Here is a 13,437-nt window from a genome sequence, read left to right on the forward strand (position 1 = left end):
GTAAGTTTTTCCTACGTGTTTTCCGGGGCCCGCAGCCAGGTCCCGCTCCGCAGCACACAGAGCAGCTCCAGGTCCGCTGAAACCAGCAGGGCATCGGCCCGCAGCCCACGCCTCAGCGTGCCGACTTCGTCCGCAAGCCGGAGCACCTCCGCCGGCACGGCGGTGGCTGCCAGCACGGCATCGGCCAGCGGGACGCCGGCCGCCACCGCGGTTCGGACGCACTGCAGCAGGGTGGCCGTCCCGCCGGCCAGCCCGCCGTCGGTTGCCAGCCTCGCGGTACCGCCGCTGACCACGACGTCGGCGGGACCAAGGCGGTATCTGCCGTTCCCCAGCCCGGTGGCGGCCATGGAATCGCTCACCAGCGCCACGTTTTGGGCACCGGCCAGCTCAAAGACCGTGCGGATCATCGCCGGGTCCAGATGCACGCCGTCGGCAATGAGCTCCACCACCGCATCACCGCGCTGCGCCGCCCGCAGGCAGGCCGCCACGGGGCCGGGGGAGCGGTGGTGCATGGGGGCCATCCCGTTGAACAGGTGCGTCACGGTAGGGCGCGGAGCGTAGCCGTCGAAGCCCGCTTCCTCCATCTCCTCCCGGGCAGACTCCAGTGACTCGGCAGCGGTGGCGTCCGAGGCATCGGAATGGCCCAGTGAGGGTGTCACGCCCCGGGTAATCAGCCGGTCCACCAGCTCATCGGCACCGGCAAGTTCCGGGGCGTAGGTCATGGTGACCAGTTCATCGTCCGAAGCCAGGAGGAATTCATCCACGAAGTCGGGGTCCGGAGGAAGCAGGGAGGCCGGGTCCTGTGCACCGCAGCGGACGGGGGAGAGGAAGGGGCCCTCGGCATGGATGCCGGCAATCAGCCCTTCCCGGGCCAGGGCGCCCAGCCGGCCGGCGGCCGCCAGCAGCACATCCCGGGGCGCGGAAACGGTACTGGCCAGCAGTGTGGTGGTTCCCGCGGCGTGGAGGAAACCCGCGGCCCGGCGCATCCCCTCGGCATCCGCCGTGGTGAAGTCGCTGCCCACCGCCCCGTGGCAGTGCAGGTCCACCAGCCCGGGAATGATGAGGCTGGCGTCGGGGGCGGCGACCGGATCCGGCCAGCCCCCGCCGTCGAAGCCGTCAGCCGGTCCGGCATAGACAATGCGGTCGCCCTCAAAAGCCAGCACACCGTCGCTGACCAGTCCATCCGGGGCGAGCAGGGCGCCGCGGATCCAGCCGCGGTTCTGGTCAGAGGCTGTGGACGTCATGCACCGATTCTAGGCATGCCGGCCGTGCGGGAGAGTCAGAACAGCCGGGAATCCCGGTCATCCACTCCGCGCATGGCGTCATAATCCAGGGTCAGGCAGGTGATCCCGCGGTCTTCGGCCAGGACCCGTGCCTGCGGCTTGATCTGCTGGGCGGCAAAGATCCCCTTGACCGGTGCCAGCAGCGGATCGCGGTTGAGCAGTTCCAGGTAACGGGTGAGCTGCTCCACGCCGTCAATGTCCCCGCGGCGCTTGAGTTCCACCGCCACGGTGGCGCCGGAGGCATCGCGCGCCAGGATGTCCACCGGACCGATGGCGGTCATGTATTCGCGGCGGATCAGCGTATGCCCCTCGCCGAGCCGGTTGATCTGCTCGGCCAGGAGCCGCTGCAGGTCCGCTTCCACGCCGTCCTTGATCAGGCCGGGATCGACTCCCAGGTCATGGGAGACGTCGGAGAAGCGTTCGTGGATGCTGATGATCAGCCGGTCATCGGTTTTGGCACTCTGGACGTTCCACACTTCGGTGACGCCGGCCTCGGCGTCCGTCTCGTCCGGTGCCACGCTGCGCATGGTGGCAGGAGGGCTCATCCAGTTCAGCGGTTTGTAGGATCCGCCGTCGGAATGGATCAGGACGGAACCGTCGGCCTTGACCATCAGGAGCCGTACGGCCAGGGGCAGATGGGCACGGAGGCGGCCGACGTAGTCAACGGAGCATCGGGCTATTACTAAACGCACAGTTGCACTTTACCGGCTCAACTGCGGCAAAATGACTTCTATGCCCCGCTCCAACCGTCCCCGCCGTGCGCCATCGCCCGGCAGCCCCGCCGGGCGCAACGCCCGCCGCAAGTGGGCCTCCGCGCCGCCGGAAGTGGATCTGGAGCGAACCCGCGCCGGACTGCCGCGGCATGAAAGCGGTCCCGACGGCGAATGGTCAGTGCGGCAGATCACGGCGCAGAACGCCGCCAAGGACTACCGGTGCCCCGGCTGCGGTGTGCTGATCCCGCCCGGCACCGCCCACCTGGTGGTCTGGCAGGAAGACTCGCTGCTGGGCAGGCAGGCGGCCGTGGAAGGCCGGCGCCACTGGCACAGCCACTGCTGGCGGACCCGCCGGCGCTACTAGGCCAATAGGCCAATAGGCCAAGGTCCCGGCGGACCGGACAGGCGGATCGGCCTGGCAGTCCGGACAGCGCGTTACCGAAAGGGCGCTAGTGCCGGTCCTGCCGGGCGATAAAGACTTCCTTGAGCAGCAGCAGCGTGGCCGCCGCCGTCGGGATGGCGATGAGTGCGCCCAGGACCCCGAGCAGGGTGCCGCCGGCGATGACGGCGATGACTGCCACAGCGCCGGGCACTGCCACCGCACGCTGCATCACGCGCGGCGAAACGAAGTAGGCCTCAAACTGCAGGTACGCCATGTAAAGGATGGCGAACACCACCGCAGTCTGCCAGCCCACGGTCAGCGCAACGAGGGACACCAGCACCAGGGCGATGGGCGGCCCCACGAGGGGGATAAACGCCAGCAGGGCGACTACGAAGGCCAGGAGTACGGAGAACGGGACACCGGTAATGGTCATCACGATGAACGCGTACGTGGCGTCCAAAAGGGCCACGAAGCCCTGGCCGATCACGTAGTTGCCCACGCTGCCGGTGATCTCCTCGGAGAGCGCCTCCACCCGGCGGCGCCGGCTGCGCGGCGCCAGCCGGTAGGCCCATTTTTTCATCGACGGCAGGGAGGCCAGGAAATACAGGGTGAGCACCAGGATGATCAGCGCACCGAACAGGCCGTTGGCAATCACCGTGCCCACGCTCAGCACCCCGCCGAACACGCCGCCCACCGCGTCGCTGTTGGAGAAGAACTTGGTGACCTCTTCGTCAATGCGGTCACGGATCTGGAACTGCCGGTCGATGTTGACGAAGAAGTCCGAGGCCAGGAAATTATCGATGTAGCCGGGCGTCTTGGAGACAATTTCCGAGGTCTGGCTGACGATGGTGGGAATCAGCGTGGCGAAGAAGGCTGCAACGACGCCGGCCAGTACCAGCACCGTAATGGCGATGCCTGCCGGACGGGGAATCCGCCGCGCAGCGAGCCAGCGGACCACCGGGTCCAGGCCGAGGGCAATGAACAGGGCGGCGCCGATCCACACCAGAAGTTCACCGACGTTCGTGATGACGAAGTACAGCAGCAGGGCAAGTCCCACGCCAACCGTGAGCATAAATCCGAAGTAAATAGGGTGCGCACGCATACTGCCGGCGTCCGAATCCGGTGCGGCCTGCGCTCCACCAATACCCAGCCGCTCATCGGGCAGACGGACCTCGGAGTCCACGGTGACCTCGGGGCCGGAAAGATCGTCGGGCGGGATTTCAAACCGCGGCCGCGGCCGGGCACCAGGGAAGCCCTGCTGCAGGCGTCCCGTCAGCGCGGAGATGAAACCGGGCAGCCGGCGCGGAGCCGGTGCCCCGGCGGCCGGAGCGTCCTTCGGGGACCGGTCTCCGGCGGCAGGCACCTGGTCCGGGCCGGGGAGCGGTGCGTGGACGGGGAGGTCCTCGTTTTCGCTCATGCGGTGCCTCTTCCTCTGCCGTTTGCGGTGCCTGATACGTTGCGAAACCTTATCAGCAGCACCGGCCCCCGGGAGCGTTTTTGCACTGTCGGGCCCCGGAAGGACATCTCTGCCGGACCCCTCGAATGGGCCGTGTCAAGGGATTTCGTTACCATTGGGTTATAAAGTGCCAGGACACCGATGAACCGCTGCGCTTCCGCCGACCACATCCGCAGGCTTTGTTCCTGCCTGCCGGACGGCGCCGACCCGGAGATGTCACTTCACCGAAGATAGGTAAATTGTGCGAAACAAATTTGCAGTTCCGCTGATAGTCCTCGGGGTGCTGCTGATGCTGATCGGCATCGGACAGCGCACCATCTGGGCACCCCCGGAGACCGAGTCGGTGTCCGCGGACACGTCGGGCAGCGAGGGGCCGGGCGCCGTCGTCACCGTCCTGGAATCGGAATTGCTGGACGAGTATCCGGACGGCGTGGATATCACGGTCCGTTCCGATGCCCCGTTCACGCTGGCCGTAGGACGTGCCAATGACGTGCAGGCATGGGTGGGGGATGCATCCGCCACCCGGCTGAGCCCCGGAGACGGCAGCCTTGGCCTGGTGGTTGGCACGGATGACACCGGCATCACCGCCCCGAACCCGGCAGGGTCTGACCTCTGGGTGGCAGAGGAAGCAGCTGAAGGGGAACTCTCCTATTCCTGGGAAGCGCCGGCTGAGGGCGAGTGGGAGATCCTGCTTGCCGCCGACGGCACCGCCCCGGCTCCCACCGACGTCACGCTGAGCTGGGAAAATGATGCAACCCGCCCGTTTGCCGTCCCCCTGATCATTCTGGGCGCACTGCTTGCCGTCCTGGGCCTGGCACTGGGATTCCTGCGAAGCGGGGGCGACGGCCCGCGCAGCGGACGCCGCAGCACCGGACCGGACACCGGTGCCGCCCCCGTGCGAAGCACCGAAACCGTTTCCGGCAGCACCGCGCCCTTCACCGCCGCGTCCCGTGGCCGGCGTCGTCCGGTCCTGGCTGCTGCTGCTGCCGCGGCCCTGGTTCTGGTGGCCGCACCCGCACCGGCACTCGCCGGAGAGGAATCCGCTGAGGCCGGCAACCCCGTCATCCTGGATTCGCAGCTGGACCGGATCCTCGCCTCCGTTGCTGACACCGTGGCGGCCGGCGACACGGCCAAGGACGCCTCGGCGCTGGATCAGCGGGTGACGGGTGCAGCCCTGGACATGCGCAAGGCCAACTACGCAGCCGCAGCAAAGATCCCCGACCACAAGGCGCCCGTGCCCGTGGCCGCCGAGGACCTGCTGACCCAGTCCGTGAGCTCAACCTTCTCCTGGCCGCGCACCGTAGTGGCGGTGACCCAGGGCGAAGGCAACGAGGTGCCCCAGGCCCTGCTGCTGGTCCAGGCATCCGCAAGGGACAACTACAAGCTCGCTTCCGCAGTCGAGATGCTGCCGGCCAGCACCTTCCCCCAGCCTCCCGCTGCCGAGACCGGAACGGACCAGATCCCGGCCGATTCGGACAACGGCCTGGCCATGGCGCCCCAGGCAGCCGTGACCGCCCTGGCAGACTCGCTCTCCAACCCGCAGGGCGGCAACAAGGACACCTTCGAGTCCAACCGCTTCAGCGATGACGTGGTGAAATTCGAGGACGGGGTGAAGAACGATCCCAAGAACGAGTTCGCCAACATCACGTTCAGCCACACCCCGGATCCGAAGGCCACGCATGCACTGCGGACCGAGGACGGGGGCGCGCTGGTGTTCGGTTACCTCTCCAACACCTTCTCCAGCACCCCCAAGGACGCAGGGGATTCCGTGAACCTGGCCGGGACGATCTATGAGGCACTGACCGGGGCACCGGACACGGATGCCGGTATCGATGTGACGCACGGTGAGGCAGTAATGATCTATGTCCCGGCCTCCGGCGGCACCGGCAAGGCGCTGGTGGTGGGTGCTTCGCAGCAGCTGCTTTCGGCAACCCTGAAGTAGCCGGGGACCCCGGAACGGGGACAGGCTTGCCGGTGACCGGGCGCAAGGTAATAAGGTGAAGAAATGAGCACACCGAACCACCGCCCGTCACCGGCGGCCCCGTCCTCCATGAACCTCCGCGGGGCCGTTGACCTCTCCGCGCTGAAGGCCCGTTCCGCGGCCCCGCCCGCCGCCGCGCCGGCCGCCCCGGCTGCCCCGTCGGGAGGAAACGCCCCGGCCGCGCCGTCGCCGTTCGTGGTGGAGGTTTCGGAGCAGACCTTCCCGCAGATCGTTCAGCTTTCGGCAGAGGTGCCGGTGGTTATTGACCTGTATTCGCGGACAAACGCCGAATCCCAGAACGTGTCCGCCGTGCTGGCGGGCATTGCCGCCGAAGAGAACGGCCGGATGCTCCTGGCCCGGGTGGACGTGGATGCCTATCCGCAGATTGCCCAGGCTTTCCAGGCCATTGCCGTGCCCACCGTTGCAGCCGTGCTGAAGGGCCAGCCGGTACCCATGTTTGACCGTGCACTGCCCGAGGAACAGATCCGTGCCGTGGTGGCCGAGCTGCTGCAGGTGGCTGCCGCCAACGGGGTCAACGGTTCCCTGGACGGCGCTGCGCCGGAGGATCCGGCTGCCGAAGCACCCCTGCCGCCGCTGCATCAGGAAGCTTTCGACGCCATTAACGCCGAGGACTACGACGGCGCCGCGGCAGCGTACCGCAAGGCACTGGCCGAACAGCCCGCAGACGCCGAGGCGAAGGCAGGGCTGGCCCAGGTGGAACTGATGATCCGGCTCCGCGGCGCGGACGCCGAGGCGGTGCGCCGGGCCGGTGCCGACGAGCCCGACAACGTGGCGGCGCAGCTGGCCGTAGCCGACCTTGATATTGCCGGGGGCCACGTCGATGATGCCTTCCGGCGCATCATTTCGCTGATCGGGCGGGTCCACGGTGAGGAGCGGGAAACCGCCCGGCTGCGGCTGCTGGATCTGTTCGAAATTGTGGGTGTCAGCGACCCCCGGGTGACCAAGGCCCGCTCGGCGCTGGCCCGGGCCCTCTTCTAGGCGGCGGGCACCCCCATGGAAACAGCGTCACTGTTTGACCCCATGTCCCTGCGCGGCCTGGACCTGGCCCACCGCGGCTGGGTCGCCGCCATGTGCCAGTATTCAGCTGACCCGGTGCTGCCGGAAGTACCCGGCAACGCCCCCGGTGTGCCCAACGACTGGCATCTGATGCACCTTGGCTCCTTCGCCGCCGGCGGCGCGGCCCTGATCATCACCGAGGCAGCAGCGGTCAGCCCCGAAGGCCGGATCAGTCCCCAGGACGCCGGGATCTGGACCGGCGAGCAGGCCGCCGGCTGGCAGCGGATCACGGACTTTGTGCACCGGCACGGCGCCGTGGACGCGCGGATCGGCATCCAGCTGGCACACGCCGGCCGCAAGGCCTCCACCTATGCCCCCTTCGCAGCCGGGCACGGCAGCGTTCCGGCCGACGACGGCGGCTGGCAGACCGTGGGCCCCACCGCCGATGCGTTCGGCAGCTACGACGCACCCCTGCAGCTGGATGAGGACGGCATCCGCGGCGTCATCAGCGACTTCGCCGCAGCCGCCGTGCGTGCGGTGGATGCCGGGTTCGACACCATCGAGATCCACGGCGCGCACGGCTACCTGCTGCACCAGTTCCTCAGCCCGCTGGTCAACACCCGGACCGATGCTTGGGGCGGCGACGAAGCAGGCCGGAACCGGCTGACCCTGGAAGTCATCGACGCCGTGCGGGCGGTCATTCCGGAATCCATGCCGCTGCTGCTCCGGATTTCCGCTACTGACTGGCTGCCCGGGGGAGTGGACGCTGAATCCTCCGTTGTGCTGGCCCGCCAGGCCCGAGAGCACGGCGTGGACCTGGTGGATGTTTCCACGGGCGGTGCCGTACCGGGAGCAACCATCCCTGTCGCCCCCAACTACCAGGTGGAATTCGCCGCGGCCGTCCGGCACGGCGCGGGGATCCCCACCGCCGCCGTCGGGCTGATCGACTCCGGCACGCAGGCGGAGGAAATCCTGCAGGCAGGGTCCGCCGACGCCGCCCTGATCGCCCGGGCAGCCCTGCGCGATCCGCACTGGTGGCTGCGCGCGGCTGCCGAGCTGGACCAGAAGCTGCCCTGGGTGCCGCAGTATGAACGGGGCAGGCGCCCCGGCGGGTTCTAGCAACAACGCGGTAGTCCGCACGGGGGAGGGGCCGGCGCCCGCGGGTGCCGGATCTGGTCCCTGCTGCGGAGGTCAGCGAAAGCAGCGGCCGCTAGTCTGAACCTATGACAGATTCCGCGCCTGTGACAGATCCATCGGCGGCCGCGCCGGCCCTGGCCATACGGGGCCTGGCCAAGCGATTTGGCCCGAAGACGGCCGTCAACGGCATCAGCCTGGATGTTCCTGCCGGGTCCTTCTACGGGCTGGTGGGACCGAACGGTGCCGGTAAAACCACCCTGCTGTCCCTGGCCACCGGCCTGCTGCGGCCGGACCAGGGGCAGGTGTGGGTGCACGGAACCGATGTCTGGGCACAGCCTGTCGAAGCCAAACGGCTGATGGGCATTCTGCCGGACGGCGTGCGTCTTTTTGACCGGCTCACCGGTGAGCAGCTGGTCACCTACGCCGGCCTGCTGCGGGGAATGGACCGCGATACTGTTTCGTCCCGGACCAAGGACCTGCTTGCCGCCATGGACCTCAGCGCGGACGCCGGGAAACTCGTGGTGGACTACTCGGCAGGCATGACGAAAAAGATCGCCCTGGCCTCGGCCCTGATCCATGCCCCGCGCCTGCTTGTCCTCGACGAGCCGTTCGAGGCGGTGGACCCCGTCTCGGCCGCCAACATCCGCGACATCCTCGCCGGCTATGTTTCCTCGGGCGGCACGGTCATTGTTTCCAGCCATGTCATGGACCTGGTCCAGCGTATGTGTGACCACGTGGCGGTGGTGGCCGGTGGCAACCTGCTGGCAGCGGGGACCGTGGACGAGGTCCGCGGCGCGGGAAGCCTGGAAGACCGTTTCGTTTCGCTGGTAGGCGGACGGACCCACTCGGAAGGGCTGGAATGGTTGCGCACCTCCTAAGGCTGAAGCTGGTTCTGCTGCGCAACTCGCTTCGGCGCAGCCCGTGGCAGCTGGTCGGCATTGTGCTTGGCGGCCTTTACGGGGTCGGCATCCTGGCCCTGCTGCTGGGTGCGCTGTTTGTGGCGGGCTCGAATCCTGCCCTTGCCCGGACCGGTGTCATCCTGGGCGGGGCGCTGGCCGTCCTCGGCTGGGCACTGATACCGGTGCTGTTCTCCGGCCTGGACCTGACCCTGGACCCCGCCCGGTTCACCACCTTCGCCATTCCGGTGCCCAAGCTGCTCACGGGGCTGGCTCTGGGCGGCCTGATCGGCATCCCCGGGGCAACCATGCTGCTGGCCGTACTGGTGCAGGCACTGAGCTGGTTCCGTTCGCCGCCCGCCCTGGCCGCCGCGCTGGTGCTGGCCGGCGTCGCTCTGTTCACCTGCCTGATAGCCGCCCGGGTCACCGTGGCGGCAGCGGTTTCCCTCACCGGATCCCGCCGGTTCCGCGACGTGACCGGGCTGCTGCTGATTGTCCCTCTCATCCTGCTGGGCCCGCTGCTGTCCGCAGTGGGTGAAGGCATCAGCATGAACGGGGACTTCCTCGTCCGTTTGGCTGACGGACTCTCCTGGACACCGCTGGGCGCAGTCTGGGCCGTCCCGGGGGATATTGCCCTGGGCCATTTCGGTGCCGCAGCGGCCAAAACCGTCATCAGCGTCGTGTTTCTGGCGGTGCTGGTTCTCCTGTGGAAGGCGCTGCTGCTGCGGGCGCTGGTAAACCCGCCGCAGGTCTCAGCCGGCGGACGCAAGTCCGCAGGGGTCGGGTTCTTTGCCCGTTTCCCGGCCACTCCCACCGGCGCCGTAGCTGCCCGTGCCCTGACCTACTGGTTCCGCGATCCGCGGTACAGCGCCTCGCTGCTGATTATTCCGATCCTGCCGGTGCTGGTGGTGTTTATGGCCAACAATGCGGGGCCGGACGGAAGCGCCGGGGTGCTGGTCACCTTGGTGATGGGACCTCTGGTCGGGTTCCTGCTGGGGTATACCCTCCACGCCGATGTCTCCTACGACAACACCGCCTTCGCACTGCACCTCGCCACCGGTGTCAGCGGCCGGGCGGACCGGGCGGGACGCGTGCTGGCCTGCGCGGTATTCGCGGTTCCGGCCGTGTTGCTGGCCTCACTCCTGCCGGCGTTCCTGAGCGGTTTGACGCAATTGGCTCCCACCGTCCTCGGCGTAAGCGTGGGCGCACTGCTGGTGGGTATGGGGGTTTCCAGTGCCGTGTCCGCCCGCTACACCTACAACGTTCCGGTCCCGGGTGAAAACGCGTTCAAGACGCCGCCCGGATCGGCCGGACGGACCTTCCTTGTGCAAGGCATTTTCGCCATGGCGCTGCTGGTACTGCTCGTGCCGGTGCTGGTCCCGGCAGTGATCGCCGTGGTGACGGAGAACATGGCCTGGGGCTTTGTCACCCTGGCAGCGGGCACCGTGCTGGGCTCTGCGGTGCTGGTGGCCGGTATCCGGCTGGGCGGACGCTGGATGGACGCCCGCGGTCCGGAACTGCTGCAGCAGGTCTCCGTCAACAAGTAGATGGCGGGTACTAAGATGGAAGCCATGAGCCTGCCCCCAGATCCTTTCGAATCCGATCCCCGCCGCCTGGATGACAACGGGACGTCCACGGCCACCATCGAGCGCGAAGAACTGCGCGAAGAGATTGAACCCGGCGACAGCGAACGCTTTGCGCATTACGTGCGCAAGGAAAAAATCATGGAGTCCGCACTGTCGGGGGAACCTGTCATTGCCCTGTGCGGCAAGGTCTGGACGCCCGGACGCGATCCGCAGAAGTTCCCGGTCTGCCCCACGTGCAAGGAAATCTACGAGGGCCTGCGCCCCGGTGGAGACAAGCCCAAGGACAAGAAGTAGTCCGTCCGCCCGGACGTGTTCACCGTTTTCAAGCCCCTGCGAGGGCAGTTAGTCCTGATGCCTGCATGACCTCTGTGTTAACCCCTGCGCGCCTTTGCATGCGCCAACAGCTGTCCCCGTCCGGCACCCGCACGGCAACAACCAATCGAGTACCTGGAAAGGTTGCGTTCCCAGCGTGAGTTCCGAAACGCTTTTCGGCGCCGGTGCGTCCCTGCCTCCCGCCTATCCTGAACGCGCCGCCTGGGGCACCGCCCCGAAGCTGCGCCAATGGCAGGCAGAAGCGCTGGAGAAGTACTTTGCCTCCAACAACAGCGACTTCCTCGCTGTCGCCACCCCCGGTGCCGGCAAAACTACCTTCGCGCTGCGGGTTGCCAATGAACTCGTGGAGCGCGGGATCGTCAACCGCATCACCGTCGTCGCCCCCACCGACCACCTCAAGCGGCAGTGGGCCGACGCCGCAGCGAAGGTGGGACTGGCGATCGACCCCAATTTCAAGAACGCCGACGGCCGGCACGGCCACGGCTTTATCGGCGTGGCCGTCACTTACGCCCAGGTGGCCTCCAAGCCCATGCTGCACCGCGCCAAAACGGAGGCGGCCCGCACGCTGGTCATCCTGGACGAGATCCACCACGGCGGCGACGCGCTGTCCTGGGGTGACGGCATCCGGGAGGCCTTTGAACCGGCGGTCAAGCGGCTTTCCCTGACGGGTACGCCGTTCCGCTCAGATACCGCGGCCATTCCCTTTGTGGAGTATGTCGAGGACCGGGACGGGATCCGCCGGTCCAAGGCCGACTACACCTACGGCTACGGCCAGGCGCTCAAGGACCATGTGGTCCGCCCGGTCATGTTTATGGCCTATTCCGGACAGATGCGCTGGCGCACCAGTGCGGGCGACGAAATGGCTGCCTCGCTGGGCGAAGCGGCCGTCACCAAGGACATCACGGCGCAGGCCTGGCGGACCGCACTGAACCCTACCGGCGAGTGGATCCCGGCCGTTCTGGCGGCCGCGGACAAGCGTCTCACGGAGGTCCGCCGGTCCGTTCCCGACGCCGGCGGCCTGGTGATTGCCACCGACCACGACGACGCACGGGCCTACGCGGGCTGGCTGAAGAAAATCATGGGGGAATCCCCAACGGTCATCCTCTCCGACGATGCGAAGGCCTCGGAGAAGATTGAGGAGTTCTCCGCCGGTACCCAGCGCTGGATGGTGGCAGTGCGGATGGTGTCCGAAGGCGTGGATGTGCCCCGCCTGGCGGTCGGTGTGTATGCCACCTCCACCGCCACGCCGCTGTTCTTCGCCCAGGCCGTGGGCCGCTTTGTCCGTGCCCGCAAGCGCGGCGAGACGGCGTCCGTGTTCCTGCCGTCGGTGCCGAACCTGATGGCGCTGGCTAACCAGATGGAAGTCGAACGCGACCACGCCCTGGACCGGCCGGAGAACCATCTGGAAGAGGAAGGCTTCGGGCTCGAGGACAGCCTCATGGAGGCGGCCAATCGCGAGGACAAAGCCTCCGGTGAGCTGATGAAGCAGAAGTTCGAGGCGCTGGAATCCCAGGCCTCCTTTGACCGGGTCCTGTTTGACGGCGGCGAGTTCGGCACCGGCGGCGCGCTGGGCAGCGAGGAGGAGCAGGACTTCCTGGGTATTCCCGGGCTCCTGGATGCGGAGCAGATGAGCGTGCTGTTGCGCCAGCGCCAGCATGAGCAGCTCTCCCGCCGGGGCAAACGCGCCGGTGCCGAGGCCCAGGTGCCGGCGGAAGCTCCCGAGGTGGTGGACCACCGCCGGCTCACCGAGCTGCGCGGGGAACTGGCGAAGAACGTTTCCGCCTGGTCCGCCCGCTCCGGCATGCCCCACGGCGTGGTGCACAGTGAGCTGCGCCGGATCTGCGGCGGACCGCCGGTGGCCCAGGCCAACGAGGAGCAGCTGAACAAGCGGCTGAAGAAGCTCCAGGACTGGTTCATCGGCCGGAAATAGTGTCAGGTGCTGAAAACGCCCGCCGCGGTGCGGCGGGCGTTTCAGTGCAGTGGTGCTCCCGCAGTGGTGTTCCCGCGGTGGTGTTCCTGCGCCAAGGGGCCGGCTAAAGGTCGATGATCTCCACGCCGGCGTCTTCAACCTCGGCCCAGGCAGCCAGGGCGCCCTGCCGGGTGATGCCGCGGGTCAGCTCGGGGATCACGGCAGTGGTGTAACCGGCTGCCACGGCATCCAGTGCGGTGGCACGGACGCAGTAATCCGCGGCCAGGCCCACCACCACTACTTCATCCACGTCGTTTTCCCGTAGCCAGTCATCCAGGCTCAGGGTTTCCTCGTTTGACTCCGGCTCGGCTTCGGGATCTCCCGTGGGAACTTCTTCCTCCGGGGCCAGGACGCCCTCGAAGCCCGAGTAGGCGGCCTCGTACTGGCCTTTGCGGAACACCGCGTCCACCAGCTCGGTATCCAGATCCGGGTGGAGTTGGGCTCCCGGGGTTCCCGCGACGCAGTGGCGCGGCCAGGAGTCCACGAAGTCCGGTGTTTCGGAGAAGTGTGCTCCCGGATCAATGTGCCAGTCCTGTGTGGCAGCCACCAGATCGTAGCGTCCTGCGGAATTTTCGACGTAGTCGGTGATCTCACCGGCCACATCCGCCCCGCCGGGCACTGCCAGCGAACCGCCTTCACAGAAATCGTTTTGTACGTCGACAATAATCAGGGCGCGGGCCATGC

Annotated in this window: 12 protein-coding genes; 8 read left to right on the forward strand and 4 right to left on the reverse strand. The window is 67.6% G+C overall.

Features of this window, described 5'->3' with window-relative positions:
* Positions 1 to 11 precede the first annotated feature (11 nt).
* Positions 12 to 1,244, reverse strand: coding sequence for an amidohydrolase family protein (locus tag QWJ37_RS06215; RefSeq protein ID WP_290244748.1), 1,233 nt, complete (start codon positions 1,242 to 1,244; stop codon positions 12 to 14).
* A 35-nt stretch (positions 1,245 to 1,279) separates the two neighbouring features.
* Positions 1,280 to 1,975, reverse strand: coding sequence for an endonuclease NucS (nucS, locus tag QWJ37_RS06220; RefSeq protein ID WP_227903334.1), 696 nt, complete (start codon positions 1,973 to 1,975; stop codon positions 1,280 to 1,282).
* 40 nt (positions 1,976 to 2,015) lie between these two features.
* Here nucS and QWJ37_RS06225 point away from each other — a divergent pair, with 40 nt between their 5' ends.
* Positions 2,016 to 2,360, forward strand: a complete 345-nt coding sequence (locus QWJ37_RS06225; protein WP_290244750.1) for a hypothetical protein — start codon at positions 2,016 to 2,018, stop codon at positions 2,358 to 2,360.
* A gap of 85 nt (positions 2,361 to 2,445) precedes the next feature.
* Here the strand turns inward: QWJ37_RS06225 and QWJ37_RS06230 are convergent, their stop codons facing one another.
* Positions 2,446 to 3,795, reverse strand: coding sequence for an AI-2E family transporter (locus QWJ37_RS06230; protein WP_290244753.1), 1,350 nt, complete (start codon positions 3,793 to 3,795; stop codon positions 2,446 to 2,448).
* Between the two features lie 280 nt (positions 3,796 to 4,075).
* On the opposite strand from QWJ37_RS06230, the gene QWJ37_RS06235 reads away from it, so the two are divergent.
* From QWJ37_RS06235 to QWJ37_RS06265, 7 genes are all read left to right on the forward strand, one after another.
* Positions 4,076 to 5,776 carry a hypothetical protein gene (locus QWJ37_RS06235; protein ID WP_227903330.1) on the forward strand — a complete coding sequence of 567 codons (1,701 nt, stop codon included), beginning with the start codon at positions 4,076 to 4,078 and terminating at the stop codon, positions 5,774 to 5,776.
* Positions 5,777 to 5,839: 63 nt separating this feature from the next.
* Positions 5,840 to 6,814, forward strand: a complete 975-nt coding sequence (locus tag QWJ37_RS06240) for a tetratricopeptide repeat protein (RefSeq protein ID WP_290244756.1) — start codon at positions 5,840 to 5,842, stop codon at positions 6,812 to 6,814.
* A gap of 15 nt (positions 6,815 to 6,829) precedes the next feature.
* Positions 6,830 to 7,951, forward strand: a complete 1,122-nt coding sequence (locus QWJ37_RS06245; protein WP_290244758.1) for an NADH:flavin oxidoreductase/NADH oxidase — start codon at positions 6,830 to 6,832, stop codon at positions 7,949 to 7,951.
* 104 nt (positions 7,952 to 8,055) lie between these two features.
* Positions 8,056 to 8,847: an ABC transporter ATP-binding protein gene (locus QWJ37_RS06250; RefSeq protein ID WP_290244760.1), complete on the forward strand. Its 792-nt coding sequence runs from the start codon at positions 8,056 to 8,058 to the stop codon at positions 8,845 to 8,847.
* A complete protein-coding gene (locus QWJ37_RS06255; protein WP_290244762.1) occupies positions 8,829 to 10,412 on the forward strand; it encodes a transporter in 1,584 nt (527 codons plus the stop codon). Before QWJ37_RS06250 ends, QWJ37_RS06255 begins: the two co-directional genes overlap by 19 nt.
* A 15-nt stretch (positions 10,413 to 10,427) precedes the next feature.
* Positions 10,428 to 10,745 carry a DUF3039 domain-containing protein gene (locus tag QWJ37_RS06260; protein WP_227903965.1) on the forward strand — a complete coding sequence of 106 codons (318 nt, stop codon included), beginning with the start codon at positions 10,428 to 10,430 and terminating at the stop codon, positions 10,743 to 10,745.
* 175 nt (positions 10,746 to 10,920) lie between these two features.
* Positions 10,921 to 12,714: a DEAD/DEAH box helicase gene (locus QWJ37_RS06265; protein WP_290244764.1), complete on the forward strand. Its 1,794-nt coding sequence runs from the start codon at positions 10,921 to 10,923 to the stop codon at positions 12,712 to 12,714.
* A 103-nt stretch (positions 12,715 to 12,817) separates the two neighbouring features.
* Here the strand turns inward: QWJ37_RS06265 and QWJ37_RS06270 are convergent, their stop codons facing one another.
* Positions 12,818 to 13,435, reverse strand: coding sequence for an isochorismatase family protein (locus QWJ37_RS06270; protein WP_290244766.1), 618 nt, complete (start codon positions 13,433 to 13,435; stop codon positions 12,818 to 12,820).
* Positions 13,436 to 13,437: the final 2 nt, after the last annotated feature.

Source organism: Arthrobacter sp. YD2 (assembly GCF_030410475.1).
Lineage (GTDB): Bacteria > Actinomycetota > Actinomycetes > Actinomycetales > Micrococcaceae > Arthrobacter_B > Arthrobacter_B zhangbolii.